The sequence below is a fragment of the Pseudomonas sp. GW456-12-10-14-LB2 genome (assembly GCF_002884345.1).
Lineage (GTDB): Bacteria > Pseudomonadota > Gammaproteobacteria > Pseudomonadales > Pseudomonadaceae > Aquipseudomonas > Aquipseudomonas paraglycinae.
The window spans coordinates 1-23,086 of the sequence record NZ_POHV01000054.1; the positions used below are offsets into that span (position 1 = coordinate 1).

The 23,086-nt window shown below is 60.3% G+C and carries 26 protein-coding genes and 1 pseudogene; 14 read left to right on the forward strand and 13 right to left on the reverse strand.

All coding sequences use genetic code 11. The features are described 5' to 3' along the window. Positions 1 to 272: 272 nt before the first annotated feature. The 3 genes from infA to aat all read right to left on the reverse strand — a co-directional run bounded on the left by infA (position 273) and on the right by aat (position 2,050). The gene (gene infA / locus C1X29_RS26100) at positions 273 to 491 is read right to left on the reverse strand and encodes a translation initiation factor IF-1 (RefSeq protein WP_002553999.1); all 219 of its coding nucleotides are present in this window, start codon (positions 489 to 491) and stop codon (positions 273 to 275) included. Positions 492 to 603: 112 nt separating this feature from the next. After that, entirely contained in the window at positions 604 to 1,311 is a 708-nt protein-coding gene (locus tag C1X29_RS26105) for an arginyltransferase (RefSeq protein WP_102718731.1), read from the reverse strand. A gap of 58 nt (positions 1,312 to 1,369) precedes the next feature. After that, a complete protein-coding gene (aat, locus tag C1X29_RS26110; RefSeq protein ID WP_102718732.1) occupies positions 1,370 to 2,050 on the reverse strand; it encodes a leucyl/phenylalanyl-tRNA--protein transferase in 681 nt (226 codons plus the stop codon). 522 nt (positions 2,051 to 2,572) lie between these two features. Between aat and C1X29_RS26115 the strand changes: the two genes are divergently transcribed. The 6 genes from C1X29_RS26115 (at position 2,573) to cysG (ending at position 10,092) form a co-directional block, all read left to right on the forward strand. Continuing rightward, the gene (locus C1X29_RS26115) at positions 2,573 to 4,981 is read left to right on the forward strand and encodes a DNA translocase FtsK (RefSeq protein ID WP_045121862.1); all 2,409 of its coding nucleotides are present in this window, start codon (positions 2,573 to 2,575) and stop codon (positions 4,979 to 4,981) included. Positions 4,982 to 5,059: 78 nt separating this feature from the next. Further along, positions 5,060 to 5,680, forward strand: a complete 621-nt coding sequence (gene lolA, locus C1X29_RS26120) for an outer membrane lipoprotein chaperone LolA (protein WP_007958184.1) — start codon at positions 5,060 to 5,062, stop codon at positions 5,678 to 5,680. 24 nt (positions 5,681 to 5,704) lie between these two features. Further along, positions 5,705 to 7,027 (forward strand): replication-associated recombination protein A, encoded by a 1,323-nt coding sequence (locus C1X29_RS26125; protein WP_064597723.1) that lies wholly within the window; start codon positions 5,705 to 5,707, stop codon positions 7,025 to 7,027. Beyond that, positions 7,027 to 7,401: a fluoride efflux transporter CrcB gene (gene crcB, locus C1X29_RS26130; RefSeq protein ID WP_007958188.1), complete on the forward strand. Its 375-nt coding sequence runs from the start codon at positions 7,027 to 7,029 to the stop codon at positions 7,399 to 7,401. Before C1X29_RS26125 ends, crcB begins: the two co-directional genes overlap by 1 nt. 15 nt (positions 7,402 to 7,416) lie before the next feature. Next, on the forward strand, positions 7,417 to 8,697 hold the full coding sequence (serS, locus tag C1X29_RS26135) for a serine--tRNA ligase (protein WP_074688938.1): 1,281 nt from the start codon (positions 7,417 to 7,419) through the stop codon (positions 8,695 to 8,697). Further along, positions 8,698 to 10,092, forward strand: a complete 1,395-nt coding sequence (cysG, locus tag C1X29_RS26140; RefSeq protein WP_102687829.1) for a siroheme synthase CysG — start codon at positions 8,698 to 8,700, stop codon at positions 10,090 to 10,092. Positions 10,093 to 10,137: 45 nt separating this feature from the next. Here cysG and C1X29_RS26145 read toward each other — a convergent pair whose 3' ends face one another. The 8 genes from C1X29_RS26145 to C1X29_RS26180 all read right to left on the reverse strand — a co-directional run bounded on the left by C1X29_RS26145 (position 10,138) and on the right by C1X29_RS26180 (position 14,760). Further along, positions 10,138 to 11,139, reverse strand: coding sequence for a glutathione S-transferase family protein (locus C1X29_RS26145; protein WP_102718733.1), 1,002 nt, complete (start codon positions 11,137 to 11,139; stop codon positions 10,138 to 10,140). Positions 11,140 to 11,230: 91 nt separating this feature from the next. Beyond that, complete coding sequence (locus tag C1X29_RS26150; RefSeq protein WP_102718734.1) at positions 11,231 to 12,232, reverse strand: glycosyl transferase family protein; 1,002 nt, start codon at positions 12,230 to 12,232, stop codon at positions 11,231 to 11,233. Beyond that, entirely contained in the window at positions 12,229 to 12,564 is a 336-nt protein-coding gene (locus C1X29_RS26155) for a TusE/DsrC/DsvC family sulfur relay protein (protein WP_007958196.1), read from the reverse strand. Before C1X29_RS26155 ends, C1X29_RS26150 begins: the two co-directional genes overlap by 4 nt. After that, the gene (gene tusB / locus C1X29_RS26160; RefSeq protein ID WP_102687826.1) at positions 12,561 to 12,854 is read right to left on the reverse strand and encodes a sulfurtransferase complex subunit TusB; all 294 of its coding nucleotides are present in this window, start codon (positions 12,852 to 12,854) and stop codon (positions 12,561 to 12,563) included. Before tusB ends, C1X29_RS26155 begins: the two co-directional genes overlap by 4 nt. Next, a complete protein-coding gene (gene tusC, locus C1X29_RS26165) occupies positions 12,854 to 13,210 on the reverse strand; it encodes a sulfurtransferase complex subunit TusC (protein WP_039767393.1) in 357 nt (118 codons plus the stop codon). The genes tusB and tusC overlap by 1 nt, the downstream gene beginning before the upstream one ends. 1 nt (position 13,211) lies before the next feature. Further along, on the reverse strand, positions 13,212 to 13,604 hold the full coding sequence (tusD, locus tag C1X29_RS26170) for a sulfurtransferase complex subunit TusD (protein WP_041475586.1): 393 nt from the start codon (positions 13,602 to 13,604) through the stop codon (positions 13,212 to 13,214). Between the two features lie 100 nt (positions 13,605 to 13,704). Next, the gene (locus tag C1X29_RS26175) at positions 13,705 to 14,406 is read right to left on the reverse strand and encodes a YoaK family protein (protein ID WP_102718735.1); all 702 of its coding nucleotides are present in this window, start codon (positions 14,404 to 14,406) and stop codon (positions 13,705 to 13,707) included. A 24-nt stretch (positions 14,407 to 14,430) separates the two neighbouring features. Next, positions 14,431 to 14,760, reverse strand: coding sequence for a DUF6388 family protein (locus tag C1X29_RS26180; protein ID WP_007958215.1), 330 nt, complete (start codon positions 14,758 to 14,760; stop codon positions 14,431 to 14,433). A 135-nt stretch (positions 14,761 to 14,895) separates the two neighbouring features. On the opposite strand from C1X29_RS26180, the gene C1X29_RS26185 reads away from it, so the two are divergent. Next, entirely contained in the window at positions 14,896 to 15,258 is a 363-nt protein-coding gene (locus C1X29_RS26185; RefSeq protein ID WP_102718736.1) for a hypothetical protein, read from the forward strand. 62 nt (positions 15,259 to 15,320) lie between these two features. Here the strand turns inward: C1X29_RS26185 and C1X29_RS26190 are convergent, their stop codons facing one another. Next, complete coding sequence (locus C1X29_RS26190) at positions 15,321 to 15,746, reverse strand: N-acetyltransferase (protein ID WP_102687824.1); 426 nt, start codon at positions 15,744 to 15,746, stop codon at positions 15,321 to 15,323. Positions 15,747 to 15,883: 137 nt separating this feature from the next. Here C1X29_RS26190 and C1X29_RS26195 point away from each other — a divergent pair, with 137 nt between their 5' ends. The 4 genes and pseudogenes from C1X29_RS26195 to C1X29_RS26210 all read left to right on the forward strand — a co-directional run bounded on the left by C1X29_RS26195 (position 15,884) and on the right by C1X29_RS26210 (position 18,980). Continuing rightward, complete coding sequence (locus C1X29_RS26195) at positions 15,884 to 16,321, forward strand: hemerythrin domain-containing protein (RefSeq protein WP_007958228.1); 438 nt, start codon at positions 15,884 to 15,886, stop codon at positions 16,319 to 16,321. Positions 16,322 to 16,544: 223 nt separating this feature from the next. Further along, entirely contained in the window at positions 16,545 to 17,180 is a 636-nt protein-coding gene (locus tag C1X29_RS26200) for a lytic polysaccharide monooxygenase auxiliary activity family 9 protein (protein ID WP_102718737.1), read from the forward strand. A gap of 40 nt (positions 17,181 to 17,220) precedes the next feature. Further along, positions 17,221 to 18,222: pseudogene (locus C1X29_RS26205) on the forward strand (chitinase); the annotation flags it as partial. Positions 18,223 to 18,389: 167 nt separating this feature from the next. Beyond that, positions 18,390 to 18,980 (forward strand): NUDIX domain-containing protein, encoded by a 591-nt coding sequence (locus C1X29_RS26210; RefSeq protein ID WP_064380653.1) that lies wholly within the window; start codon positions 18,390 to 18,392, stop codon positions 18,978 to 18,980. Here C1X29_RS26210 and C1X29_RS26215 read toward each other — a convergent pair. Continuing rightward, positions 18,977 to 19,492: a methylated-DNA--[protein]-cysteine S-methyltransferase gene (locus C1X29_RS26215; RefSeq protein WP_102718739.1), complete on the reverse strand. Its 516-nt coding sequence runs from the start codon at positions 19,490 to 19,492 to the stop codon at positions 18,977 to 18,979. The two genes, C1X29_RS26210 and C1X29_RS26215, sit on opposite strands and share 4 nt — an antisense overlap. Positions 19,493 to 19,628: 136 nt before the next feature. Between C1X29_RS26215 and ggt the strand changes: the two genes are divergently transcribed. The 3 genes from ggt to C1X29_RS26230 all read left to right on the forward strand — a co-directional run bounded on the left by ggt (position 19,629) and on the right by C1X29_RS26230 (position 23,085). Then, entirely contained in the window at positions 19,629 to 21,356 is a 1,728-nt protein-coding gene (gene ggt / locus C1X29_RS26220) for a gamma-glutamyltransferase (protein ID WP_102718740.1), read from the forward strand. Between the two features lie 66 nt (positions 21,357 to 21,422). Next, entirely contained in the window at positions 21,423 to 21,956 is a 534-nt protein-coding gene (locus C1X29_RS26225; protein WP_102718741.1) for a cysteine hydrolase family protein, read from the forward strand. A gap of 109 nt (positions 21,957 to 22,065) precedes the next feature. Further along, positions 22,066 to 23,085, forward strand: coding sequence for a lysozyme inhibitor LprI family protein (locus C1X29_RS26230; protein ID WP_102718742.1), 1,020 nt, complete (start codon positions 22,066 to 22,068; stop codon positions 23,083 to 23,085). Position 23,086: the final 1 nt, after the last annotated feature.

A 23,086-nucleotide genomic window follows, 5' to 3' on the forward strand; every position in this document is an offset into this window, starting at 1 on the left:
ATCGAGAGGAGGTGCAGCGAAGCAAACCGTAGGCGATGCCCCCTGATGGACACCGTAGCGAGGGAACACTGAGCCTAAGCGAAGTGCCGTACGCCGGGGCGTAGACTTTTTGGTTGCTTTTGAGGCGTTTGTCAAAAGTGACTCGCTGTAAGAGCGAAACCGCCAGCGGCAGCTCCCGAAGCAACGGATATACACTCAAAACTCAAGCGCAAACCCAAAACCCAGACAAACAAAAACGCCCGGCAAATGCCGGGCGTCTTGTATCGACTTGATTAGCGAGCGCGGTAAGTAATACGCCCTTTGCTCAAGTCATAGGGCGTCAGCTCGACGCGCACTTTGTCACCGGTAAGAATACGAATGTAGTTCTTGCGCATCTTGCCGGAAATATGCGCGGTTACGACGTGCCCATTTTCCAACTCCACACGAAACATGGTGTTGGGCAGGGTGTCGACGACAGTGCCTTCCATTTCGAAGCTGTCTTCTTTCGACATGCAGTAAAGCCCTCGGTATCCAATGAATGGCCCGGTGCAACTGCGCCAGGCAAAAGCGGCGTGCATTGTGCCCGAAAAATGGGGTTTACGCCAAGGGGTTTAGGGTTTGCGTTTAGTTCAGGACGACCCAGCGCTGATTGATCAGCAGTTCGATAGGCCGATATTGGGTCTTGTAGTTCATCTTTTTGCAGTTTTTGATCCAGTAACCCAGGTACACCGCCTCAAGCCCCAGCCGCTGGGCTTCGGCGATTTGCCAGAGGATTGCGTAGCGCCCGAGGCTGCGGCGTTCCTCCGTCGGCTCGTAAAAGGTGTAGACCGCCGACAGGCCGTTGGGCAGCAGATCGGTCACGGCAACTGCCAGCAACCGTCCGTCGAGCCGGAACTCGTAGAAGCGTGAGAAGGGCAGGTCGCGTACCAGAAAGGTCGAGAATTGATCGCGGCTCGGCGGGTACATGTCGCCATCCGCGTGGCGCTGTTCGATGTAGCGCTGATAGAGGTCGAAGTACTCTTCGCTGAACGCCGGCTTGACCGGGCGCACCTGCAAATCGATGTTGCGCTTGAAGATGCGTTTCTGCTGACGGTTGGGGTTGAACTGAGCGACAGGAATGCGCGCAGGCACGCAGGCATTGCAGTTCTGGCAATGCGGGCGGTACAGATGGTCGCCGCTGCGACGAAAGCCCATTTCTGACAGGTCTGCGTAGACATGCACATCCATGGGCTGGCTCGGGTCGAGAAACAGGGTCGTCGCCTGTTCCTCGGGCAGATAACTGCAAGAGTGAGGCTGAGTGGCATAAAACTTCAACCGCGCCAACTCGGTCATGATCAACCCTCAAGGGTAAGCTGGTGAATTAAGTGTAAGCCACGCGCGCAAAAGTCGCTCAGCAAACCCAGGTCGCGTGATTGGGTTGATCAAGGTGTCGGGCCAGATATTCAGCGAATGCAGAGCGGGAAATCGCCCGGGCGCCAAGGCTGTGCAGATGATCGGTAGGCATCTGGCAGTCAATCAATACGAAACCCGCCTGTTTCAGATGTTGCACCAGCGTCGCAAAACCGTACTTGGACGCGTTGTCCGCGCGGCTGAACATCGACTCGCCGAAGAACAGCTGCCCCATCGCCAGGCCGTACAGGCCGCCGACCAGTTCGCCCTCATCCCAGACTTCCACCGAGTGAGCAAAACCGCGCCGATGCAATTCGATATAGGCGTCCTGCATCGCCTCGGTGATCCAGGTGCCGTCGGCGTATTCCCTGGGAGCGGCGCAGGCGTGGATCACGGCGTCGAAATCCTGATCGAAGGTCACTTGATAACGCTGTTGGCGCATCAATTTGCCGAGGCTGCGCGAGACGTGCAGTTCGTCGGGAAAAAGCACGGTACGCGGATCCGGCGACCACCAGAGAATCGGCTGGCCTTCGGAAAACCATGGAAAGCAGCCGTGACGATAAGCCTGGATCAAACGATCGGCGGACAGGTCGCCACCGGCCGCCAGCAATCCGTTGGGATCGCGCATGGCCTTTTCCAGTGGCGGGAAAGTCAGTGAATTGCGTTGTAACCAAGTCAGCATGGCGTCCAGGCTTGCAGAAGGGGAGGGCGGTGGGCGCTGGGCCCGAGGTAAAGTGTGCCGGGAAATGACGCGAATGTCCTCCACTGAGGTGCTGTGTTTTGACCTCTGCAACTTGAGCATCCGAATGCGGTCGTAATCGGGCGTTGCACCGGTGCGGGCAAGGTTGCCGATGCCAATGTGTTGCACTCAGGGGAAATGAGGCGCGAATGCTTCGCTACGTTCATCAAATACACCTCATAAGCCTTTGTCACAAAAGGTAATGCATGCTCAAATTGAACGCCGGGTGTTGTGCGTTTGGCTATGCTTGAACCTGGGGCCTGGAAGCATGGCATCGAACGCGCAAACCCGTACAATGCCGGGCTGTTACAGAATATTCGCCGCGTGCCGTGTTTATAAAAGGCGGGGCGCAGTGTTAAAAGTAGTCTCCGTTGCGCCCGTCAATTTTTTTACCTGCCTGGATTGGGCAGTTTTTTATCGTCATTCAATAGATGGACGCGCCTCTGGCGCAGGAAAAGAAGCGTTTTGAAGAAATCCACGGAAGCACCAAAAACAGTCGTTCCGCTCTGGCGTCAACAGTTGCACTACCGGCTCAAGGAAGGTGCATTGATTGCCATCGGTGCCTTGTGCCTGTTCCTGATGATGGCGTTGCTGACCTACGGCAAGGATGATCCGGGCTGGAGCCACAACAGCAAGATCGACGACGTGCAGAACTTCGGCGGTCCGGCCGGTTCCTACAGCGCCGACATCCTGTTCATGGTGCTGGGTTATTTCGCCTACATCTTCCCGTTGCTGCTGGCGATCAAGGCGTATCAGATCTTCCGTCAGCGTCACGAGCCGTGGCAGTGGAGCGGCTGGCTGTTCTCCTGGCGCCTGATCGGCCTGGTGTTTCTGGTGTTGTCCGGCGCTGCGCTGGCACACATTCATTTCCATGCCGCCACCGGTCTGCCGGCTGGTGCCGGTGGTGCGCTGGGCGAAAGCCTTGGTGATCTGGCCCGTAATGCCCTGAACATTCAGGGCAGCACGTTGTTGTTCATCGCGCTGTTCCTGTTCGGCCTGACGGTGTTCACCGACCTGTCGTGGTTCAAGGTGATGGACATCACCGGCAAGATCACGCTCGACCTGTTCGAACTGTTCCAGGGCGCGGTCAACCGCTGGTGGTCGGCGCGCACCGAGCGCAAGCAACTGGTCGCGCAACTGCGTGAAGTCGACGATCGCGTGCACGACGTGGTTGCACCGACAGTCACCGACAAGCGCGAGCAGGCCAAGGTCAAGGAGCGTCTGATCGAGCGCGAACAGGCTCTGAGCAAGCACATGTCCGAGCGCGAGAAACAGGTTCCGCCGGTCATCGCCCCGGCTCCGGTCAAGGCGCCGGAGCCAAGCAAGCGCGTGCAGAAAGAGAAGCAGGTGCCGTTGTTCGTCGACAGCGCCGTGGAAGGCACCTTGCCGCCGATCTCGATTCTCGACCCGGCTGAAAAGAAACAACTCAATTATTCGCCCGAATCCCTGGCGGCGGTCGGCCACTTGCTGGAGATCAAGCTCAAGGAGTTCGGCGTCGAAGTCACCGTGGATTCGATTCACCCCGGTCCGGTCATTACCCGTTACGAAATCCAGCCTGCTGCGGGCGTGAAGGTCAGCCGTATCGCCAACCTGGCGAAAGACCTTGCACGTTCGCTGGCCGTGACCAGTGTGCGGGTGGTGGAAGTGATTCCGGGCAAGACCACCGTCGGTATCGAGATCCCCAACGAAGACCGGCAGATCGTGCGCTTCTCCGAAGTGCTGTCGACGCCTGAGTACGACAACTTCAAATCGCCTGTCACCCTGGCTCTGGGCCACGACATCGGCGGCAAGCCGGTCATCACTGACCTGGCGAAGATGCCGCACTTGCTGGTGGCCGGTACCACCGGTTCCGGTAAGTCGGTGGGCGTGAACGCGATGATCCTGTCGATCCTGTTCAAGTCCGGCCCGGACGACGCCAAGCTGATCATGATCGACCCGAAAATGTTGGAGCTATCGATCTACGAAGGCATTCCGCACCTGCTGTGCCCGGTCGTGACCGACATGAAGGACGCCGCCAACGCCCTGCGCTGGAGCGTGGCCGAGATGGAGCGTCGCTACAAGCTGATGGCGAAGATGGGCGTGCGAAACCTGTCCGGCTTCAACGCCAAGGTCAAGGAAGCCCAGGACGCCGGCGAGCCGCTGAGCGATCCGCTGTACAAACGCGAAAGCATCCACGACGAAGCGCCGCTGCTGCAGAAGTTGCCGACCATCGTCGTGGTCGTGGACGAATTCGCCGACATGATGATGATCGTCGGCAAGAAGGTAGAAGAGCTGATCGCCCGTATCGCCCAGAAGGCGCGTGCGGCCGGTATCCACCTGATCCTCGCGACCCAGCGGCCGTCGGTGGACGTGATCACCGGTCTGATCAAGGCCAACATCCCGACGCGGATGGCGTTCCAGGTATCGAGCAAGATCGACTCCCGGACCATCATCGACCAGGGCGGCGCCGAACAACTGCTCGGCCACGGTGACATGCTCTACATGCCGCCGGGCACCAGCCTGCCGATCCGGGTTCACGGCGCCTTCGTGTCCGACGATGAAGTTCACCGGGTGGTGGAAGCCTGGAAACTGCGCGGCGCGCCGGAATACAACGACGACATCCTCAACGGTGTCGAAGAGGCGGGCAGTGGTTTCGAAGGCAGCAGCGGCGGCGGTGACGGTGATGATCCGGAAGCCGACGCGCTGTACGACGAAGCCGTGCAGTTCGTACTGGAAAGCCGTCGCGCCTCCATCTCCGCTGTACAGCGCAAGTTGAAGATCGGCTACAACCGTGCCGCGCGCATGATCGAAGCCATGGAAATGGCCGGGGTCGTGACGTCGATGAACACCAACGGTTCCCGCGAAGTCCTGGCCCCTGGCCCGGTACGCGACTGATTCGATACCCTGATCCAAATGCAATGGACGGTGCATGAAGCGCCGTCCACTTTCCCACGAGTATTCAAGAGGACTCCCATGCGTCTTATCCGCATGTTGCTGCCGGTACTGGCTCTGACCACCCTCACGGCTCACGCCGATGACAAGGATGTGGCTCGCCTGACCCAATTGCTCGAAACATCCAAGACCCTGACCGCCAATTTTTCCCAGCTGACCCTCGACGGCAGCGGCACCCAGTTGCAGGAAACCACCGGCGACATGACGCTGCAGCGTCCAGGCCTGTTCTACTGGCACACCAATGCGCCCGCCGAGCAGACCATGGTGTCCGACGGCAAGAAAGTCACCCTGTGGGACCCGGATCTGGAACAGGCCACCATCAAGAAACTCGATGAGCGCCTGACCCAGACTCCAGCCCTGTTGCTGTCCGGCGACGTATCGAAGATCAGCCAGAGCTTCGATATCAGTGCCAAAGAGGCCGGCGGCGTGATCGACTTCACCCTGAAGCCGAAAACCAAGGACACCCTGTTCGACAGCCTGCGCCTGTCGTTCCGCAACGGTCTGGTCAATGACATGCAACTGATCGACAGCGTCGGCCAGCGCACCAACATCCTGTTCACCGGTGTGAAGGCCAACGAAGCGGTCCCTGCATCGAAGTTCAAGTTCGACATCCCCAAGGGTGCCGATGTGATCCAGGAATAAACACAGAGGTTTCAACGGTACGTGATGGATCTGTTTCGCAGTGCACCGATTGCCCAGCCATTGGCCGCCCGTTTGCGGGCGACCAATCTGGATGAGTACGTCGGTCAGGAGCACGTACTCGCTCGCGGCAAGCCTTTGCGCGAAGCTCTGGAGCAGGGTGCCCTGCATTCGATGATCTTCTGGGGCCCGCCGGGGGTGGGCAAGACCACGCTGGCGCGGTTGCTGGCGGAGGTTTCGGATGCGCATTTCGAAACGGTTTCGGCCGTATTGGCCGGGGTAAAAGAGATCCGTCAGGCGGTGGAAATCGCCAAGCAGCAGGCCGGCCAGTATGGCAAGCGCACGATCCTGTTTGTCGATGAAGTGCACCGCTTCAACAAGTCTCAACAGGACGCCTTCCTGCCGTACGTTGAAGACGGCACGCTGATCTTCATTGGCGCCACCACCGAAAACCCTTCGTTCGAACTGAACAACGCGTTGCTGTCGCGGGCACGGGTCTACGTACTCAAGAGCCTCGACGAAGCGGCGTTGCGCAAACTGGTGCACCGCGCGCTCACCGAAGAGCGTGGTCTGGGCAAGCGTCACCTGACCCTCAGCGATGAAGGCTTTCAGATGTTGCTGTCCGCCGCCGATGGCGATGGCCGGCGCCTGCTGAACCTGCTGGAAAATGCCTCGGACCTGGCCGAAGACCACAGCGAGATGGGCACCGAGTTGCTGCAAAGCCTGCTCGGCGACACCCGTCGGCGTTTCGACAAGGGCGGCGAAGCGTTCTACGACCAGATTTCCGCGTTGCACAAATCGGTGCGCGGCTCCAATCCGGACGGCGCGCTGTACTGGTTTGCGCGGATGATCGACGGCGGCTGCGATCCGTTGTACCTGGCCCGCCGCGTGGTGCGCATGGCCAGCGAAGACATCGGCAACGCCGACCCCCGCGCCCTGAGCCTATGCCTGGCCGCGTGGGAAGTGCAGGAACGTCTCGGCAGCCCGGAAGGTGAGTTGGCAGTGGCTCAGGCCATCACTTATCTGGCGTGTGCGCCGAAAAGCAACGCGGTGTACATGGGCTTCAAGACCGCGCTGCGCGCCGCCGCCGAACACGGCTCGCTGGAAGTGCCGCTGCACTTGCGCAATGCGCCGACCAAATTGATGAAGCAATTGGGCTATGGCGACGAATACCGTTACGCCCACGACGAACCGGACGCCTACGCAGCTGGCGAAGACTATTTCCCGGAAGAACTAGACCCGATTCCGTTCTACCAACCGGTGCCGCGTGGCCTGGAGTTGAAGATCGGCGAAAAGCTCAACCACCTCGCCCAACTTGATCGTTTAAGCCCCCGGCAGCGGAGAAAATAGTGGTTCCATTGATCGTTGCAGTCTCCGTCGGCGGGATTGCCGGCACCTTGTTGCGCTTCGCCACCGGTAATTGGGTCAACGCCAATTGGCCGCGGCACTTCTATACCGCGACGCTGGCCGTTAATATCGTGGGCTGTCTGCTGATTGGCGTGTTGTACGGCCTGTTTTTGATACGCCCGGAAGTGCCGATCGAGGTACGTGCCGGGTTGATGGTCGGCTTCCTCGGGGGGCTGACGACTTTTTCATCCTTTTCACTGGATACGGTGCGCCTGCTGGAAAGCGGGCAAGTGCCGCTGGCCCTGGGTTATGCGGCCATCAGCGTATTCGGCGGGCTGCTCGCGACCTGGGCCGGCCTGTCCCTGACCAAACTTTGATAACGAGAAACCGACATGCTCGATTCCAAACTGTTACGTAGCAACCTCCAGGACGTAGCGGACCGCCTGGCTTCCCGTGGCTTTGCCCTGGATGTCGCGCGCATCGAAGCGCTGGAAGAACAGCGCAAGACCGTCCAGACCCGCACCGAAGCACTGCAGGCTGAGCGTAACGCGCGCTCCAAATCCATCGGTCAGGCCAAGCAGCGCGGCGAAGACATCGCGCCGCTGATGGCGGACGTCGAGCGCATGGCGGGCGAACTGAGTGCCGGTAAAGTCGAGCTGGACGCGATCCAGACCGAACTGGATTCGATCCTGCTGGGTATTCCGAACCTGCCGCACGAATCGGTACCGGTCGGCGAAGACGAAGACGGCAACGTCGAAGTACGCCGCTGGGGCACTCCGACCGCTTTCGACTTCCCGGTTCAGGACCACGTGGCCCTGGGCGAGAAGTTCGGCTGGCTCGATTTCGAAACCGCCGCCAAGCTGTCCGGCGCACGTTTCGCCCTGCTGCGTGGCCCGATTGCCCGTCTGCACCGCGCACTGGCGCAGTTCATGATCAACCTGCACGTCACCGAGCACGGCTACGAAGAGGCCTACACGCCTTATCTGGTTCAGGCCCCGGCGCTGCAAGGCACCGGTCAACTGCCGAAGTTCGAAGAAGACCTGTTCAAGATCGCTCGCGAAGGTGAAGCCGATCTGTACCTGATCCCGACCGCCGAAGTGTCGCTGACCAACATCGTGGCCGGTGAAATCGTCGATTCGAAGCAGCTGCCGATCAAGTTCGTTGCCCACACTCCGTGCTTCCGCAGCGAAGCCGGCGCGTCGGGTCGTGACACTCGCGGCATGATCCGTCAGCACCAGTTCGACAAAGTTGAAATGGTCCAGATCGTCGAGCCGTCGAAGTCGATGGAAGCGCTGGAAAGCCTGACCGCCAACGCCGAGAAAGTTCTGCAACTGCTGGAGCTGCCTTACCGCACCCTGGCGCTGTGCACCGGCGACATGGGCTTCAGCGCGGTCAAGACGTACGACCTGGAAGTGTGGATCCCGAGCCAGGACAAGTACCGTGAAATCTCGTCGTGCTCCAACTGCGGCGACTTCCAGGCCCGCCGCATGCAGGCGCGTTTCCGCAACCCGGAAACCGGCAAGCCTGAGCTGGTGCACACCTTGAACGGTTCCGGTCTGGCGGTCGGACGTACCCTGGTTGCCGTGCTGGAAAACTACCAGCAGGCCGACGGTTCGATCCGTGTGCCGGACGTGCTGAAGCCGTACATGGGTGGCCTTGAGGTCATCGGCTAAATGAAATATCTGCCGCTGTTTCACAACCTGCGCGGCAGTCGTGTGTTGGTCGTCGGTGGGGGGGAGATTGCCTTGCGCAAGTCCCGCCTGCTGGCCGATGCCGGTGCGCTGCTGCGGGTGGTCGCACCTGAAATCGAAGCGCAACTGCGCGAACTGGTTGCCGCCAGCGGTGGCGAATGCCTGCTGCGTGGCTACGCCGAAACGGATCTGGACGGTTGCGGGCTGATCATTGCCGCCACCGACGACGAAGCGTTGAACGCGCAAGTTTCCGCCGATGCCCATCGGCGTTGCGTGCCGGTCAATGTGGTCGATGCGCCGGCGCTGTGCAGCGTGATTTTCCCGGCAATCGTCGATCGCTCACCGCTGATCATCGCGGTCTCCAGCGGCGGCGATGCGCCGGTGCTGGCCCGGCTGATCCGCGCCAAGATCGAAACCTGGATTCCCTCGACCTACGGCCATCTGGCCGGTCTGGCCGCGCGGTTTCGCGATCAGGTCAAAGGCCTGTTTCCCGATGTGCAGCAGCGTCGCGGTTTTTGGGAAGATGTGTTCCAGGGACCGATTGCTGATCGGCAACTGGCAGGACAGGGCGCCGAAGCCGAACGTTTGCTGCAAGCCAAGATTGACGGCGAAGCCATGGTTACGACCGGTGAGGTGTATCTGGTGGGCGCAGGGCCGGGTGACCCGGATCTGCTGACCTTCCGCGCCTTGCGCCTGATGCAGCAAGCCGATGTGGTGCTGTACGACCGCTTGGTGGCTCCGGCGATTCTTGAGCTGTGCCGCCGCGATGCCGAGCGTGTCTACGTCGGCAAACGTCGCGCCGATCACGCCGTGCCGCAGGATCAGATCAACCAGCAACTGGTGGATCTGGCCAAGGCCGGCAAGCGTGTGGTGCGGTTGAAGGGCGGGGATCCGTTCATCTTCGGCCGTGGCGGCGAAGAGATCGAAGAACTTGCAGCCCATGGCATTCCGTTCCAGGTGGTGCCGGGCATCACGGCGGCCAGCGGTTGCGCGGCGTATGCCGGGATTCCGCTGACTCATCGCGATTACGCGCAGTCGGTGCGTTTCGTTACCGGTCATCTGAAGGACGGTTCCACCGATCTGCCGTGGGCCGACCTCGTCGCGCCGGCGCAGACGCTGGTGTTCTACATGGGCCTGGTGGGGTTGCCGGTCATCTGCGAGCAGTTGATCAAGCATGGTCGCGCAGCTGAAACGCCGGCCGCGCTGATCCAGCAGGGCACCACGGTCAATCAGCGGGTCTTTACCGGCACGCTGGCCGACCTGCCGCGTCTGGTGGCGGAGCATGAAGTGCATGCGCCGACGCTGGTGATCGTCGGCGAAGTGGTGCAACTGCGCGAGAAACTGGCGTGGTTCGAGGGCGCTCAGGGTCAAATCTGACGACTCTGAAGGGATCGTTCCCACGCGGTGGGAACGATCCTGCTTTCAACCTCTGCGCCAAACCCCTTTCCCGCCCAACCGGTCCCGGTCATGGGCAACAGTGAAATCCTGCTTCGGCCCCTTCGGCACAACCCCGGTCGGGTTGATGGTTTTGTGGCTGCCGTAGTAGTGATTCTTGATGTGCTGGAAATCCACGGTCTCGGCAACGCCCGGCCACTGGTACATCTCCCGCAGCCAGTTCGACAGGTTCGGATAATCGCTGATCCGCCGCAGATTGCATTTGAAGTGCCCGTGATACACCGCGTCGAAACGAATCAGCGTGGTGAACAAGCGCACGTCCGCCTCGGTCAGGTATTCACCCGTCAGATAACGGTTGGCGCCCAGCACTTGCTCCAGATGATCCAGTTCGGTAAACACGTCATCGAAGGCTTCTTCATAGGCATTTTGCGAGGTGGCGAACCCGGCGCGGTACACGCCGTTGTTCACGGCAGGGTAGATCCGCTCGTTCAGCGCATCGATTTCGCTGCGTAACGGTGCCGGGTAGAAGTCCAGATCGTTGCCGGTTAAGTCATCGAACGCACTGTTGAACATGCGGATGATCTCCGCCGATTCGTTGCTGACGATGCGCTTGAGCTTCTTGTCCCACAGCACCGGCACGGTGACGCGGCCGGTGTAGTCGGCGGTGTCGGCGGTGTAGCGCTGGTGCATGAAGTCGAAGTGGTCGAGTTTGTCGCCGGTCGAACCGAGGTTCTGATCGAAGGTCCAGCCGTTTTCCAGCATCAGCCAGCTGACGACGGAAACGTCGATCAGGCTTTCCAGGCCCTTGAGCTTGCGCAGAATCAGCGTGCGATGAGCCCACGGACAGGCGAGAGAGACATAAAGGTGGTAACGCCCGGCTTCGGCGGCAAAACCGCCTTCACCGCTCGGGCCTGGCTCGCCGTTGCGAGTGACCCAGTTGCGGCGCTGCGCCTGTTCGCGCTGGAACGCGCCGTCCTTGCTGCTTTCGTACCACTTGTCCTGCCAGCGGCCGTCGACGAGTAAACCCATGATCAAGACTCCAGAAACCAATAATCGTTGGAGCCGAGTCTATTCCGATGAGTTCGAACAAAAAGCGCAAAGATCGGGCGTTAATGATCGGTTAAATCGATTTGTCCCGCGCGGCCCAGTATTGCTCGGCGGTTTCGAAAGCCTGTTCACGGCTCTGGCCGAGGCCGCGCAACGCCAACGCCATGGTCGAGATCAGCGCCATTTGCGGATAGCTGTCGACCACATCGCCACGCCAGACGGCCTTCAAATGCTCGATATCCAGCGAACCCGGTTTGACATGACGTTGCGCCGACAACTGCGGCCATTCCTCGTCCCAGCTCTCGCCGCCTGTGGTGCCGTACAGATGGCTGTCGGCATCCGGGTTGATCTCGATTTCGCCGCCGTCGCCCTTGATCACGATCGCCGTGTCGCCGAGCAGACCGCTGGCATCGCGGTGCACCGCTTGATAGCCGGGGTGGAAAATACTCTGCAAACCGCAACGTGCGCCCAATGGATTGAGAATCCGCGCCAGCGAGTGGATCGGCGAGCGCAGGCCGAGGGTGTTGCGCAGATCGATCATCCGTTGCAGCTGCGGCGCCCAGTCCACCAGCGGCATGAACGCCAAGCCACCGTTATCCAGCGCCGCGCCGACCTGTTGCCAGTTGCGGCACAGCGGAATGTTCAGCTCATTGAGCAATTGTTCGGAGTACAAGCGCCCGGCGGTGTGCGCGCCGCCGCCGTGCATGAAAATACGCACGCCGTTCTGCGCCAGGCACTTGGCCGCCAGCAGATACCACGGCAGGTGACGCTTCTTGCCAGCGTAGGTCGGCCAGTCCAGATCGACCTTCAGCGCTGGCGCCTGCAAACGTTCGCGCAGCGCCTCGGTGAATCCAGCCATTTCCTCAGCGCTTTCTTCCTTGTGCCGCAGCAACATCAGGAACGCGCCGAGCTGGGTTTCTTCGACCGCTTCGTCGAGCACCATGCCCATGGCTTGCCGGGCTTCCTCGCGGGTCAGGTCGCGGGCGCCGCGCTTGCCCTTGCCGAGGATGCGCACGAACTGGGCGAACGGGTGCTCGGCGGGCGTTTCGAGGGTCAGCGCTGGATAGTCGGTCATAGGCAATTCGTCGGTTTGGGCAGGCCCGCCAGTTTCGCGGCGAGTTTGGCAGGGGTGCCTTTGAAAAGTCGGTTCAGGTGCAGGCTGTTGCCTTTCTCCGCGCCGAGCTTGAGCGCGGTGTACTTGATCAGCGGCCGGGTGGCCGGTGACAGCTGGAATTCGGCGTAGAAGCTGCGCAGCAATTCGAGGACTTCCCAGTGTTCCGGGCTCAGTTCGATGTCTTCGGCAGCGGCGAGGGCGCTGGCGACTTCGGCCGACCAGTCGTTGAGGTCGACCAGAAAGCCGTCCTTGTCCAGTTCAATGGCGCGGGCGCCGACGGTCAGCGCATTCATAGCCAGCTGTTGACCTTGTCGTATTGGATCGACAGTTCGACGAAGGCCGGGTAATCGATGGCTTCGGCCCAGTCCGGAACCTGCACGGCACGGGCTTGCGCGTCTTCGGCCAGCACGAACAATTTCACCCGGCGGGTTTCCAGCGCATTGAGCGGCGCAGTGCCGGGTTGCAACGCATAAGCGGCATCGCCCGACAGCAACAGCGCATCGCTGGCACCCAGCAGGCGCAGGCAACTGGTCAGGCGTTCGTCGCCGAACGGGGAATGGGACAACACATGCAGAGTCGACATCAGAGGGTGATCACCTGGTCGTAACGGTCAATGAGGGCGGTGATTTGCTCAGCGGCCAAGGGCTGCGCCTCGTCCAGCGAACGATCGCCGAGGCCGCGAACACTGGCGCTGTCGGCGCAGTAGAACAGCTCTTCGACGCCGAACATCGGCAACGCTTGCAGGTTGGCGCTCAGGTCTTTCTGTTGCAGGGCTTTGGCGTTTTGCCCGGCGGCCAGTTGCAGCACGCCGTCGTCGAGAAACAGCAGACCGATCGGCAGATCGAAGGCGCCACCGGCGAGCACGATGTCCAGCGCTTCGCGGGCACCGGGGCCGGACCACGGCGATTGACGGCTGATAATCAGAAGGGATTTGGCCATGTCATGCGCCTCCGAAACAGATCAGGCGGTCGGCGTCCTGCACCGCGTCATGCAACTGGCCGAGGCCGGACAATTCCCACGGTGCGCTGACGGCCACGGCATCACGCTGATAACGCCCGGCTTCCTCGGCATTCAACACGCCACGGCGCAGGGCCGCGGCGATGCACACCACGCCGTCGAGGTTTTGTTCGGTGATAAAGTTTCGCCACTGCTTGGGCAGGTCCAGCTCGTCCTGCGGCGTGACCACGGCGTCGGACGCGTTGTGGACCCCGTCCTGATAGAAAAACAGCCGGACAATTTCATGCCCGCCGGCCAGCGCAGCCTGGGCGAACAGCAGGGCGCGGCGCGAGGAGGGCGCATGGGCGGCGGAAAACAGCGCAATGGCGAACTTCATGACGGACTCGATCAGCAAAACTGCGGCCATGATAAAGCTTTCTCGGCGGGGCGGCGAAGTGGATGTTTCCCGCGACCGTCTCGATGCGAGCAGGTGTCCTTCAGCGTGGCATGTAGCCCAGTTGCCAGCGCCGCGGAATCTTCAGGGTCAGCAGCCCCAGTACGGCGGCGAACAGACCGCTGACCAACATCGCCTTGAGTCCCAGATGATGTTCCAGCACCGCCCCCAGAATGGCGCCGACCAGCATCCCGCTCCACGGCACCAGTTGCACCCGCCAGCCACTTCGCCGTTCGCCGAGCACCCACCGGCCCAATCCTCGACCGAATCGGGACAGGGCGCCGGTGACGTACGTCAGCCCGACCGGCAGACCGTTCACTTCTTCCACCGCTGCGTTGAGCATGCCCATCGCAATGATCGCCGCCAGCAGGGCCGGCAGTTGCGTCTCAAAGGGCCAGGCTGCCAAACAGAGCAGAGCGGCGATGGATAGCAGCAACGGCAGCGCCCGCCGACCACCCAGCCGGCTGACCACGACCCCGAGGGCATTGCCGACAATGAACGTCGCGACCAGCAGGATCAGCCTTAACGTCAGTGCGCTGTCGCCATCGCTGATCGCCACCGCCAGCCGCGTGGTGTTGCCGCTCATGAAGGAAACGAAATCGCCGCTGGCCATGAAACCTATGGCGTCGGTCATGCCGGCCAGTACCGAAAGGCTGGCAACCAGCGCCAGCCCCACACGGCCGCGCCATTTCTGTATATGAAGATGTCCGGGGCTGGCGCGGTGGGTCGAGGTGGAAGGCAGCATCGAGGCAGCGTCCTTGAGCGGGGTTTACGGTTCTATGCCATACAGATCGCAATATTCCAGCCAGTCCATGCCGGCCATTTCCGCCACTTCGCGATGCACTTCCAGGCGTTGCGCCTGATACTCCTCGGGCGTCGCGGCGGTGAGTTGCAGCGTCAGTTCCCAGGCGAACAAACCCTGGCTTTCGGCCTCGGCTTCGAAGGCTTCGTGCAGACGTTCTTCGCGGTACTGCGCCTGGGTTTCGCCCTTGGCCTGGGCCAGCAGCGGGTTGAGGTGGTCAAGGGCTTCGCGCAGTTCCGGGCGCGCATCGAGAAACAGTTTCAGGGCCTGTTCGTGTCGCTGGTCAGTAGGCGCCATGGGCTTTCCTTGTAAGGCTGATGACCGTTAATGTGCCGCAGCGGCCGGCATGTGTCGCGCTCTAAATGCAGTAAAGCAGAACGATTTTTGGCGTTGCGGTGATACAGTCCGCTTTTTTCCGAATGAGCGAATGCAATGCGAATGCTGATGGTAGCGCTGGCGGCAACCCTGCTGGCCGGTTGCGCGGGTTCGGCGATGGAAGACGCCCGCACGCAAACCCCTTACAAGACCCTGAATTCGGACAAACCCGAAAAAGTCGTGGCCCAGTGCGTGCAATTCGCCTGGCAGGACGAAGCGGTGTTCGGTGTGGACGCGGCGGCGTATCTGCAACCGGGCAAGAAGGGCGGTTCGACGGTCTATACGCGCTCGGCGGAGTCGTTTGTCGACTTGACCACGGATGCGTCCGGCACGGTTTTGAATTACTACGCGCAGAAGGATGATTTTGTGGCCCAGCGCCGCGTGGGGGCGCTGGCCCGCAGGCTGGCGACCTGTCTGTAACGGGCAGTTGAATGCGTTGAAATTTGCGACCCTCGCCAGCCTGCGGGCGAGGGTCGCTGAATTCAATCAATCAAACGCTTCTGGAAGAAGTGCCGCTTGTGCCCCAGCGGATAATCCACAATCTCGCCACACTCGGTATACCCCAGTTTTTTGTAGAACCCGGGCGCCTGAAAATCAAAGGTATCGAGCCAGATCCCCACGCAGTCTTTTTCCCGAGCGAATTCCTCGACCATGTTCATCAGCTTCGAGCCGATGCCCTGTCCCCGGCCTTCTTCCGGCACCGCCAGCAACTCGATAAACAGCCACCGATAGAACGTGTGCCCATAAAGGCCACCAAGGATCGCGTCGTTATCGTTGCGCACCAGCAACGCGACCGGTTCGTACAGCGAAGGCCCGGCTTTGGCGATGTTGTGGGCACGCAGGGGCGCCAGGATGGCTGCGCGCTGTTCTTCGGTAGGGTCCTGTGACAGCTCGATCCGCAACGTCATGTTGTCTTCCTTGTAGTAATGAATCGGCAGCCTAGCGCGCCGCAGCCGATTGAAGCAATCGCTTGGAACCGTCGCTGCTGCGCCGGGGTCTAGCCCTTTAGGGCGTCCATCCGGAACGCGTTTGCCTGGGAGATTCCATGAACATTTTCGAAGCCCTGCGTGAAAGCCACGATCGTCAGCGGACCTACGCGAAATCGTTGATCAAGACCAGCGGTGACACCCCGGAAAGGGTCGAGGCCTACAAGCAACTCAAGGCTGAGCTTCAGGCTCACGAAACGGCCGAAGAGCGCCATTTCTATATCCCGCTGATGGAGTTCGACAACGGTGTCGACCTCAGCCGCCATGCCATCGCCGAGCACCATGAAATGGACGAAATGATGGAGGAACTCGACGAGACCGAGATGTCCAGCCCGGCCTGGCTGGCCACCGCGAAAAAGCTCTCGGAGAAGGTCCATCACCACCTGCAGGAAGAGGAGCAGAAATTCTTCCAGATGGCCGGCAAGCTGCTCGACGACAAGCAAAAGGAACAGCTCGCCGGGCAGTATCAAAAGGAGTTCGAGGCGCAGCTTCCCTGAGCCGGTGAATGCAGGTTTTTGTAATGACGCGGTGTAGTCTTTTTGCCATGCGACGGGTGAGCGTTGTCGCAGTGTACTGTGTTTTTATACAGTGCTTTCGGCGTTTTTCAAGTTTTGCCAAGGCAGAATGCGACAAAACCGCCGGTGGACAAAAAATCCCCCTCCGTTAGCTTGAAGGCCTCTCCTCGGACAGGAGAGTTCTTAAATCAACGGAGTGAAAAACATGAACCAACCACAAGCTCAAACCCAACTGCGACACGGTCGCGTCATTTCCCCTGCAAGCCGCGGCGCGGTGGCCATCGAGCAAGGATTGCTCGGCGGCTGGCAGGTCAATGAAATGGAAGGCGGCAAGAACTTCCCGGCACTCGCGGCCGGTCCGTTCCCGGCGCCCTTCGAAAGCGACAACCCGAGCGTCGTACCGTCGGCTGACGGCTATATTCTCAGTGGCGGCAAGAACGACGCACGTGACTGTGTGAACTTCACCGCAGAAGAAATGAGCAAGAAACTCGGGCGTCCGTTCTCCTGGCCGCTGCTCAATGTCACCCCTGGCCAGACCCTTGAGGTCAAATGGGAGTACACCGCGCCGCACACCACCCGCGGTTATCGCTGGCTGATCACCAAGGATGGCTGGGACCCGAAACAACGCATCACCCGAGCGCAACTGGAAGCGCAACCCTTCGCCGAGGATTTCTATCCGCAAGTGCCGTACTACAGTCATTCGGCGGAATTGAAAGCCAAGGTCAACCACGCCGTGAAACTTCCGGACAACAAGCAGGGTCATCACGTCATCGTCCTGATGTGGATCGTCGCCAACACCGGCAACGCCTTCTATCAGGCCTTCGATGTGGACTTCAAATAAGCCCGCAACGTCAAACCCACACGTTCTGAAGGATTAGAACATGTCAAACATCGACTTCACCCTATTGAAAAACCAGGCCAGCGACGCGGCGTCGCTGATGCCAAGCCTTGCCGGCAAGAAGATCCTCATGGGCTTCTGGCACAACTGGCCGGCCGGCCCGAGCGACGGTTACCAGCGCGGTCAGTTCGCCAACATCGCCCTGGAAAACGTGCCGAAGGAATACAACGTGGTCGCGGTGGCCTTCATGAAGGGCAGCGGGATACCGACCTTCAAGCCGTTCAACGTTTCCGATGCCGAGTTCCGTCGTCAGGTCGGCGTGCTCAACAGTCAGGGACGGGCCGTGCTGATTTCCCTGGGCGGTGCCGATGCGCACATCGAGTTGCGCGCCGGCCAAGAGCAACCGCTGGCCAATGAAATCATCCGTCTGGTGGAAACCTACGGCTTCGATGGTCTGGACATCGATCTTGAACAGAGCGCGATTGATTTCGCTGCCAACAAGACCGTCCTGCCGGCCGCGCTGAAACTGGTCAAGGATCACTACGCCGGCCAAGGCAAGCATTTCATCATCAGCATGGCGCCGGAGTTTCCGTACCTGACCACCTCCGGCAAATACGTCGGTTATCTGCAGGCGCTGGAAGGTTATTACGACTTCATCGCTCCGCAGTTCTACAACCAGGGCGGCGACGGGGTCTGGGTGCCGGAAGCCAATAACGGCAACGGAGCGTGGATCGCCCAGAACAACGACGCGATGAAAGAGGATTTCCTCTATTACCTGACCGAGAGCCTGGTGACCGGCACCCGCGGGTTCACGAAAATCCCGGCGGAAAAGTTCGTCATCGGCCTGCCGTCCAACGTCGATGCGGCCGCCACGGGTTACGTGATCGACAAAACCGTGGTCGGCAACGCGATGAAACGCCTGGCGGTCAAAGGGCATCCGATCAAGGGCCTGATGACCTGGTCGGTGAACTGGGACAACGGCACCAGCAAGGATCGCGTGCCGTACAACTGGGAATTCAGTCGGCGTTATGGACCCCTGATTCACGGGGCGCAGTCTGCGGCGCAGGGCACTGATACAGCAACGGTGAACGTGGCGCATCAGTAGTCAATGAAGGAAAAGCCCGGTAGCGCTGCCGGGCTTTTTTTCGTCGGCGGTTCGCATTGTTTCACCTACCATGGCCATCTTCCGATGACAAAAAAGGATCAGGCGTCATGTCCAACACAGCCGAGCGGGTCAACATCGTCGATACCCAGGTGTTGTCCCACGACTGGTATCTGCTCAAGAAAATCACCTTCGACTATCACCGCAACAACGGTGACTGGCAGCGTCAGACGCGCGAGGTCTACGACCGTGGCAATGGCGCGGCGATCCTGCTGTTCAACCGCGAGCAACGCACCGTGGTGCTGACCCGGCAGTTCCGCCTGCCGGTGTTCGTCAACGGTCACGACGGTTTGCTGATTGAAGTGGCGGCCGGACTGCTCGAAGGCGCGGCGCCGGAGCAGCGCATACGCGACGAGGCGGAGGAGGAAACCGGTTATCGCGTGCATGACGTGAAGAAGGTCTTCGAGGCTTACATGAGTCCGGGTTCGGTGACCGAGAAGTTGCACTTTTTCATTGCCGAGTACGATGCTTCGTCAAAGGTCAGTGAAGGGGGCGGTCTGGAAGAGGAAACAGAAGAACTTGAAGTGCTGGAGTGGCGTTTCGACGACGCGCTGGCGGCGTTCCAGCGGGGTGAAATCTGCGATGCCAAGACCATCATGCTGTTGCAGTATGCGGCGATGAATAACCTGTTTGGCGGTTAGAACAAGTCACCGGTTTTACCGATGTCTGACCACTGGTCACCTTCCAGGGTCAGCAGACGCTCCTTGGCTTCCAGGCCTCCGGCAAAACCGGTCAGTTTGCCTGAGGCGCCGATGACCCGATGGCACGGCGCAATGATCGAGATCGGATTGCGCCCGTTCGCCGCGCCGACGGCGCGCACCGCACTCGGGTGGCCGATCTGTTCGGCGATCTGGCTGTAGGTGCGGGTTTCGCCAAACGGAATGGTCAGCAGCGCGGCCCAGACCTTTTTCTGGAACTCGGTGCCGGCAAAGTCCAGCTCCAGATCGAACGCGTTTCGCGTTCCTGCAAAATATTCTTCCAGCTGTCGCGCGGTTTTCATCAACACCGGATTGTCCGGTGCTTCGCTCATCGGTCCCAGTCGCACCCGGTTCGGTTTGTCGTTTTCCCAGAGGATGGCGGCCAGACGTGAGCCGTTCGCGACCAGCTTCAACGCGCCGACGGGCGAGGGCAGGGTGATGAACGTGTAGGCCATGGGGAAAACTCCGGGACGGGGTCGAAAACTGCGCCCAGCATACTGCCGGATCGGGGAGGCGCAAACCGTAATCGCGACCATACTGGCTGATGCTCTTGAAGCGCTTTCCTACCTTATAAAAAGAAGAGACCGACTCATGAAGTACGAACCTTTTGCCAAATCGCTGATTGCGACCTCATTGGCGCTCAGCTGCCTCATGGCTCACGCCGCCTCGGTTGCCCCGGTCGCCGCCGAAAACGGCATGGTGGTCACCGCCCAGCACCTGGCGACTCATGTGGGTGTCGACGTGTTGAAAAGTGGCGGCAACGCGGTGGATGCGGCGGTCGCCGTGGGCTATGCACTGGCGGTGGTTTACCCGGCGGCGGGCAACCTCGGTGGTGGTGGTTTCATGACCATTCAACTGGCGGACGGGCGCAAGACCTTTCTCGACTTCCGCGAAAAAGCCCCGCTGGCCGCGACGGCCAACATGTACCTCGACAAGGACGGCAACGTCATTCCGGACCTGAGTACCCGTGGCCACCTCGCGGTCGGCGTTCCGGGCACCGTGTCCGGCATGGAGCTGGCGTTGAGCAAGTACGGCACCAAACCGCGCAAGGAAATGATTGCCCCGGCCATCAAACTGGCCGAAGACGGTTTTGCGTTGGAGCAGGGTGACGTCGAGCTGCTGGAATATGCCACTGACGTGTTCAAGAAGGACATCAAGGATTCCGGTGCGATCTTCCTGAGCAACGGTGAGCCGATGCAAGTCGGGCAGAAACTGGTGCAGAAGGACCTGGGCAAAACCCTGCGCACCATTTCCGAAAAAGGCGCCGACGGTTTCTATAAAGGCTGGGTGGCCGATGCCATCGTCACGTCCAGTCAGGCCAACAAGGGCATCATCACCCAGGCCGATCTCGACAAGTACAAGACCCGTGAACTGGCCCCGGTGGAGTGCGACTATCGCGGTTATCACGTGGTATCGGCACCGCCGCCAAGCTCCGGCGGGGTGGTGATCTGTCAGATCATGAACATTCTCGAAGGCTATCCGATGAAGGATCTGGGCTTCCATTCGGCCCAGGGCATGCACTACCAGATCGAGGCAATGCGCCATGCGTACGTGGATCGCAACAGCTATCTGGGCGACCCGGATTTCGTGAAGAACCCGATCGAACACTTGCTGGACAAGAATTACGCGACCAAGCTGCGTAACGCGATCCAGCCGCAGAAGGCCGGTGTGTCGGCGGAACTCAAACCCGGCGTCGCGCCCCATGAAGGCAGCAACACCACGCACTACTCGATCGTCGACAAATGGGGCAACGCGGTCTCGGTCACCTACACCCTCAACGACTGGTTCGGCGCCGGCGTGATGGCGAGCAAGACCGGAGTGATCCTCAACGATGAAATGGACGACTTCACCTCCAAGGTCGGCGTGCCGAACATGTACGGCCTGGTGCAGGGCGAAGCCAACGCCATCGCTCCGGGCAAGGCGCCGCTGTCCTCGATGAGCCCGACTATCGTGACCAAGGACGGCAAGGTGGTGATGGTGGTCGGTACGCCGGGTGGCAGTCGCATCATCACCGCGACCCTGCTGACCATGCTCAACGTCATCGACTACGGCATGGGCCTGCAGGAAGCGGTCGATGCGCCGCGCTTCCACCAGCAGTGGATGCCGGAGGAAACCAACCTCGAAGACTTCGCCGCCAGCCCCGACACGAAGAAGATTCTCGAGAGCTGGGGCCACAAGTTTGCGGGCCCGCAGGACGCCAACCACATCGCCGCGATTCTGGTCGGTGCACCGTCGTTGGGTGGCAAACCGGTCGGCAAGAACCGCTTCTACGGCGCCAACGATCCACGGCGCAACACCGGGTTGTCATTGGGTTACTGAGCAGAGTAAAAAGGGGGCGGGCACACGTCCGCCCCTGTCTCAAGGACCGATCAAGGAAGGCTCACCATGACCACCGCATTGCTGATCATCGATGTCCAGCGCGCCCTGTGCACAGGCGAATACGAGTGCCACGACGCAAAACGGGTAATCGACACCATCAACGGCCTCAGCGCCCGCGCGCGTCAATCGGGTGTGCCAGTGGTGCTGATTCAGCACAACGAAAAGGACAGCCCGTTCGCTCACGGTGCCGAAGGCTGGCAATTGGCTGACGGCCTGGACACCGCGCCCGGCGATCTGCGCGTCGACAAGACCGCCAACGACTCGTTCTACCAGACCAATCTGCAGAAACTGATCCCCCGGGAAGACTTCGACCGCCTGGTGATCTGTGGCATGCAAACCGATTACTGCGTCAACGCCACCGTGCGCCAGGCCCATCAACTTGGCTACGACGTGGAGCTGGCGGCCGACGCCCATACGACGGTCGACAACGGCAACATGAGCGCCGAAGACATCATCGCCGAACACAACAAGGACTGGGCGCACCTGACCGGTTCCGTGGCGAGGATCGATGTGAAGCCGGCGGCCGGGATCACATTCTGATGCTTGCTTGTACAAGAGCCCGGTTGCCCGCGAGCAAGCAGTGAAAAATCCAGAGCATCGATAGCCCGGGCCCGGCATACTGCCGCCGCCTCAGGAATGGAATCTGTCGATGCTCGTTTTCAATCTCCGTCACGCTTTGCTGCTGACGTCTTTCGTATTTGCTACCGCCTCCCACGCTGCCAGTTTTGACTGTGCTGGCGCTTCCAGCCCGGTTGAAAAAGCCGTTTGTGCGGATCCGTATACCTCGAGTCTCGATGAGAAACTCGGGGCGCTCTGGCGGACAACGTTGGCGCATGTGGCTGACCCGCAAGCGCTCAAGGCTGATCAAAGAGCATGGTTGAAGAACCGCAGCCTTTGTGGCGCTGACCCGGCGTGCTTGGCTCGTGAATATCTGATGCGCCTGACTGAGCTGAAATATGCACCCAGAACGTTCTCATGGGATGCCACCTGGCAGTTGATTCCTCACGGGGTGAACTCGGCATCCGAAGTGATCATCAAGCGTCAGGACGCCACACACGTCCGCTTTGGAATTTCAGCACAGGAGGGCGCCAACTCTGGTGAACTGGAAGGTGTTGCTGTGTTGAACGGTGATGAAGCCCGTTTCGAAGAGGGTAGTTGCACGCTTGTTTTTCGAGCGATCAATGGTGTACTGGACGTCACACAGAATGGCGATGACGTTGATTGCAGTGCCGGTATGGGTGTCTTTTACTCAGGTCGTTATGTGGCGGCTGACAAACCACTTTCGATGAATTACAACCTGTTGAGCCTTGGACTTGCTCGTACGCAGCAAGAGGATCAGGCGATGCATAAACTGCTCAACGGTGATTATCAGACGCTGGTGGACCGTACGAGTACCATGACCGTCGGCGACCCGGCGGTTGACGTGCCTGATGCAGAGGTCATCGAGATGTGGGTGCGCGGACTGGGCAATATGAACGCGGCCATTCTGATGCGTGCGGCCAGTCACCGTTTCTGGGTGCTGATGTTGGTATCTGATAAAGAGGGCCGCACGCGAGCCCGTTACTACGCCAATGTACCGGAATGGAAAAAGCGCCTGCCTGCTCAGTTCCAGGCATGGTACGAGCGGATGGAAGGCGACCGCGCACTGCCGCTGGATTTCATGCCCTGAC

Bases quoted from the DNA above. Each gene is read 5' to 3' on its own strand.
- infA (WP_002553999.1), bottom strand. From the start codon at position 491: ATGTCGAAAGAAGACAGCTTCGAAATGGAAGGCACTGTCGTCGACACC.
- C1X29_RS26105 (WP_102718731.1), bottom strand. From the start codon at position 1,311: ATGACCGAGTTGGCGCGGTTGAAGTTTTATGCCACTCAGCCTCACTCT.
- aat (WP_102718732.1), bottom strand. From the start codon at position 2,050: ATGCTGACTTGGTTACAACGCAATTCACTGACTTTCCCGCCACTGGAA.
- lolA (WP_007958184.1), top strand. From the start codon at position 5,060: ATGCGTCTTATCCGCATGTTGCTGCCGGTACTGGCTCTGACCACCCTC.
- C1X29_RS26125 (WP_064597723.1), top strand. From the start codon at position 5,705: ATGGATCTGTTTCGCAGTGCACCGATTGCCCAGCCATTGGCCGCCCGT.
- serS (WP_074688938.1), top strand. From the start codon at position 7,417: ATGCTCGATTCCAAACTGTTACGTAGCAACCTCCAGGACGTAGCGGAC.
- cysG (WP_102687829.1), top strand. From the start codon at position 8,698: ATGAAATATCTGCCGCTGTTTCACAACCTGCGCGGCAGTCGTGTGTTG.
- C1X29_RS26145 (WP_102718733.1), bottom strand. From the start codon at position 11,139: ATGGGTTTACTCGTCGACGGCCGCTGGCAGGACAAGTGGTACGAAAGC.
- C1X29_RS26150 (WP_102718734.1), bottom strand. From the start codon at position 12,232: ATGACCGACTATCCAGCGCTGACCCTCGAAACGCCCGCCGAGCACCCG.
- C1X29_RS26155 (WP_007958196.1), bottom strand. From the start codon at position 12,564: ATGAATGCGCTGACCGTCGGCGCCCGCGCCATTGAACTGGACAAGGAC.
- tusB (WP_102687826.1), bottom strand. From the start codon at position 12,854: ATGTCGACTCTGCATGTGTTGTCCCATTCCCCGTTCGGCGACGAACGC.
- tusC (WP_039767393.1), bottom strand. From the start codon at position 13,210: ATGGCCAAATCCCTTCTGATTATCAGCCGTCAATCGCCGTGGTCCGGC.
- tusD (WP_041475586.1), bottom strand. From the start codon at position 13,604: ATGAAGTTCGCCATTGCGCTGTTTTCCGCCGCCCATGCGCCCTCCTCG.
- C1X29_RS26175 (WP_102718735.1), bottom strand. From the start codon at position 14,406: ATGCTGCCTTCCACCTCGACCCACCGCGCCAGCCCCGGACATCTTCAT.
- C1X29_RS26180 (WP_007958215.1), bottom strand. From the start codon at position 14,760: ATGGCGCCTACTGACCAGCGACACGAACAGGCCCTGAAACTGTTTCTC.
- C1X29_RS26185 (WP_102718736.1), top strand. From the start codon at position 14,896: ATGCGAATGCTGATGGTAGCGCTGGCGGCAACCCTGCTGGCCGGTTGC.
- C1X29_RS26190 (WP_102687824.1), bottom strand. From the start codon at position 15,746: ATGACGTTGCGGATCGAGCTGTCACAGGACCCTACCGAAGAACAGCGC.
- C1X29_RS26195 (WP_007958228.1), top strand. From the start codon at position 15,884: ATGAACATTTTCGAAGCCCTGCGTGAAAGCCACGATCGTCAGCGGACC.
- C1X29_RS26200 (WP_102718737.1), top strand. From the start codon at position 16,545: ATGAACCAACCACAAGCTCAAACCCAACTGCGACACGGTCGCGTCATT.
- C1X29_RS26210 (WP_064380653.1), top strand. From the start codon at position 18,390: ATGTCCAACACAGCCGAGCGGGTCAACATCGTCGATACCCAGGTGTTG.
- C1X29_RS26215 (WP_102718739.1), bottom strand. From the start codon at position 19,492: ATGGCCTACACGTTCATCACCCTGCCCTCGCCCGTCGGCGCGTTGAAG.
- ggt (WP_102718740.1), top strand. From the start codon at position 19,629: ATGAAGTACGAACCTTTTGCCAAATCGCTGATTGCGACCTCATTGGCG.
- C1X29_RS26225 (WP_102718741.1), top strand. From the start codon at position 21,423: ATGACCACCGCATTGCTGATCATCGATGTCCAGCGCGCCCTGTGCACA.
- C1X29_RS26230 (WP_102718742.1), top strand. From the start codon at position 22,066: ATGCTCGTTTTCAATCTCCGTCACGCTTTGCTGCTGACGTCTTTCGTA.